Genomic DNA, 3335 nt, shown 5'->3' with positions numbered 1-3335 from the left:
TCAGGCTTTACGTGTTTGCTGCGGTGCGGGAAAGATCTTGGCCAGTTTGCGGAGGTTCTGGGCGGTGGCGGCGAGGAGGAATTCGTCGTTTGCGCCGCATGGGCCACGTAATCGGAGCCGACCCAGGCCGAGAATGCGTTTGAGGTGGGCGAAGAGCATTTCCACCTTCTTTCTGAGCTTCATTGAGATGTCGTACTGGCGGGTCTTGGCAATGTCTCGAGCCACCTGGCGGGCGTCTTCTGTTTCTTCGCGGCTGATCTTGCGGGCATCCGCGTTGGGGCAGCACTTGGTTTTCGATGGGCAGACCTGACAGACCTCTTTCAGAGCGCGATAGCGAGCGGTGCCCTTGCCCGTCGGACCGCGGTTGGGGTCTGAGTAGTTGCGGCGGAACTGCTTGAGGGCGTGACCTTCGGGACAGATGTATTGGTCATTCTCAGCATCCCATTCGAAGTCGGCGCGGGTCCAGGTGCCGTCATTGCGACCGGACTTGTCGAACACCGGGATATGCGGCGCAATCTTGCGATCAACCAGCCAGCCCAGAAGTGGGCCGGTGCCATAGGCGGTGTCCGCGATTAGTCTCTCCGGATGCAGATCGAACCGTTCCTTTACTCGGTTCAACATGGTCTTGGTCGATCCGACCTCAGCCTGACGGATTGATCTGGTGGCTTCGACGTCGATGATAACTCCGTGATCTGTATCGATCAGGTAGTTGTCGGAATAGCTAAAGAATGCAGGGCCTTTGCGGGCTGCGGTCCATTGGCTCGCCGGATCGGAATGCGATGTGAACTTGGGCTGAACCTCGCTGGCAGCGCCGAACGCAGCCTCGTCCAGCGTGTCGAGATACTCGCGGACGGCGCGGGGCGCGTCGGTCGGATCAACGGTTGAGGCGTCCCACTCTTCCTTCGGCGTTGAGTTCTGCTTGTTGGCATCGGCTTCGATCAAGCTTGCATCGATGGCCATACGCTGACCGCTGACGAGGCCTTCCTCAATGCTGTGTGCCACGGTCATCTCGAACAGGTAGCGCAGCAGTTCGCTTTCGCGGAACCGCCCATGCCGGTTCTTCGAGAATGTGGAATGATCCGGCACACGGTCGTTCAGATCGAGCCGACAGAACCACCGATAGGCTAGGTTCAGATGAACCTCTTCACAAAGCCGCCGCTCGGACCGGATCCCGAAGCAGTAGCCCACGAGTAGCATTCGGATAAGCAACTCGGGGTCAACCGAGGGGCGTCCAGTATGGCTGTAGAACTCCGCCAGATGCGACCGGATGCTGCCAAGATCGACGAACCGATCAATCGAGCGCAGCAGGTGATCTTGCGGGACATGATCTTCCAGCGAGAACTCGTAGAACAACGCCGCCTGCGCTTCCTGCCTCGGTCCCATCATCGCCAATTCCTCCCTACAGGACGAATTGAATCAGCGACTTACCACTCAATCAACCAAGAGTTTTTCAACGAAATACGCCGATTCTGTGGAAAAACAACGTGTTGCGGACGCAGAAAGTGGTGTGCTGAACCGAGCGCGAGTGCCTTTCTGATCAGGCTTTACGTGTTTGCTGCGGTGCGGGAAAGATCTTGGCCAGTTTGCGGAGGTTCTGGGCGGTGGCGGCGAGGAGGAATTCGTCATTTGCGCCGCACGGTCCACGTAATCGGAGCCGTCCAAGGCCTAGGATGCGCTTGAGGTGGGCGAAGAGCATCTCAACTTTCTTTCTGAGCTTCATCGCAATCTGGTACTCTTCAGTTTTGGCCAGATCTCTGGCGACCTGGCGCGCATCTTCGTGCTCTTCGCGGGTGATTTTGCGTGCATCAGCGTTGGGGCAGCATCTTTGTTTGGACGGACATACCTGGCAGACTTCTTTCAAGGCGCGATAGCGGGCTGTGCCCTTGCCCGACGGCCCCCGGTTTGGATCAGAGTAATTCCGGCGGAACTGTTTAAGCGCGTGACCCTCTGGGCAGATATATTGATCATGCTCAGCGTCCCATTCGAAGTCTGTGCGTGTCCAGGTGCCGTCGGGGCGTCCGGCCTTGTCGATGACCGGGATGTAAGGATCGATCTTGCGATCCACGAGCCAGCCGAGCATCGGGCCTGAGCCGTAGGCGGTATCGGCGATCATCCAGTCGGGGACGAGGTCGAACTTGTCCTTCACCCGGTCCAGCATCGTCTTTGTCGACCCCACTTCGGCTTGCCGGATGGATCTGGTCGCTTCCACATCCACAATCACGCTGTGATCTGTATCAACGAGGTAGTTATCAGAGTAAGCAAAGAAGGCTGGTGCCTTGTGCGCCGCTGTCCATTGGCTGGCAGGGTCCGAATATGAAATGAACTTAGGCTTGACTGGCGAGGCAGCACCAAACGCGGCCTCATCCAGGGTTTCCAGATATTCCCGAACAGCGCGCGGTGCGGTCTTGGCATCGATCTGTGCAGCATCCCATTCTTCTTGTGACGCTGAATACTGCTTGGTCGCTTCTGCCTCAATCAAGCTGGCATCAATCGCCATACGCTGGCCGCTGACCAAACCTTCTGCGATGCACCGCGCCACTGTCGTTTCGAACACGTGCCGCAAGAGTTCACTCTCGCGGAACCGACCATGGCGGTTCTTGGAAAAGGTAGAGTGATCCGGCACTCGATCAGTCAGATCGAGGCGACAGAACCAGCGATACGCAAGGTTCAGGTGCACTTCTTCGCACAACCGCCGTTCCGACCGGATGCCAAAGCAATAGCCCACCAGCAGCATGCGGATCAGCAACTCGGGATCGACGGAAGGGCGACCAGTATGACTGTAAAAATCCGCCAAATGATTGCGGATACTACTCAGGTCAACAAATCGATCAATCGACCGCAGCAGATGATTGTCCGGGACATGTTCCTCCAGGGAGAACTCATAGAACAGCTCAGCCTGAGTTTCCTGTTTTGGTCCCATCATCATCCAAACTCCCATTCAATAAGAGAATTGAATCAGCCAGATGGCCTTCGATCAAGACAGAGTTTTTCAACAGAATACGGGCTGCGACGGCAGCATTTAGGCAGTGGGTTGGATGTCGGCTCTGGGCCGTGAGTTCCAACCAGGACAAGTGGTTACCCGCTGTACTAAGTTGTCGCAAAGCATTCAAAGAACTGTGCAGATCGTTCACAGAGCTGTACATTCGAAACTAACGGCTTAGACAGAAACAATGCTTGATCTTCTAAGCCACATACTGACCAGCCTGTCGATGCGCGGGACGCTGTACTTCCGTACATCGTTCACCAAACCCTGGGGCGTCGCCGTACCGAGTTACGAGAACGTGGCCCGGTTTCACTTTGCCCATCGCGGTAACTGCCTTGTGACCGTCGAAGGC

The 3335-nt window shown here is 56.6% G+C and carries 3 protein-coding genes; 1 reads left to right on the top strand and 2 read right to left on the bottom strand.

The features are described from left to right. Both ACR1XU_RS23070 and ACR1XU_RS23065 read right to left on the bottom strand, forming a co-directional pair. A complete protein-coding gene (locus ACR1XU_RS23070) occupies nt 1–1386 on the bottom strand; it encodes an IS1182 family transposase (RefSeq protein WP_170437437.1) in 1386 nt (461 codons plus the stop codon). Between the two features lie 151 nt (nt 1387–1537). Next, nucleotides 1538–2923, bottom strand: coding sequence for an IS1182 family transposase (locus ACR1XU_RS23065; RefSeq protein WP_480425708.1), 1386 nt, complete (start codon nt 2921–2923; stop codon nt 1538–1540). 247 nt (nt 2924–3170) lie between these two features. Between ACR1XU_RS23065 and ACR1XU_RS23060 the strand changes: the two genes are divergently transcribed. Beyond that, nucleotides 3171–3335, top strand: a 165-nt coding sequence (locus ACR1XU_RS23060) for a cupin domain-containing protein (RefSeq protein ID WP_480915714.1), incomplete at its 3' end; no start/stop codon positions are given.

Source organism: Ruegeria sp. D1(2025) (assembly GCF_056536425.1).
The sequence above is the reverse complement of the archived record's forward strand: the minus strand, read 5'-3'. Positions and strand labels throughout refer to the sequence as shown.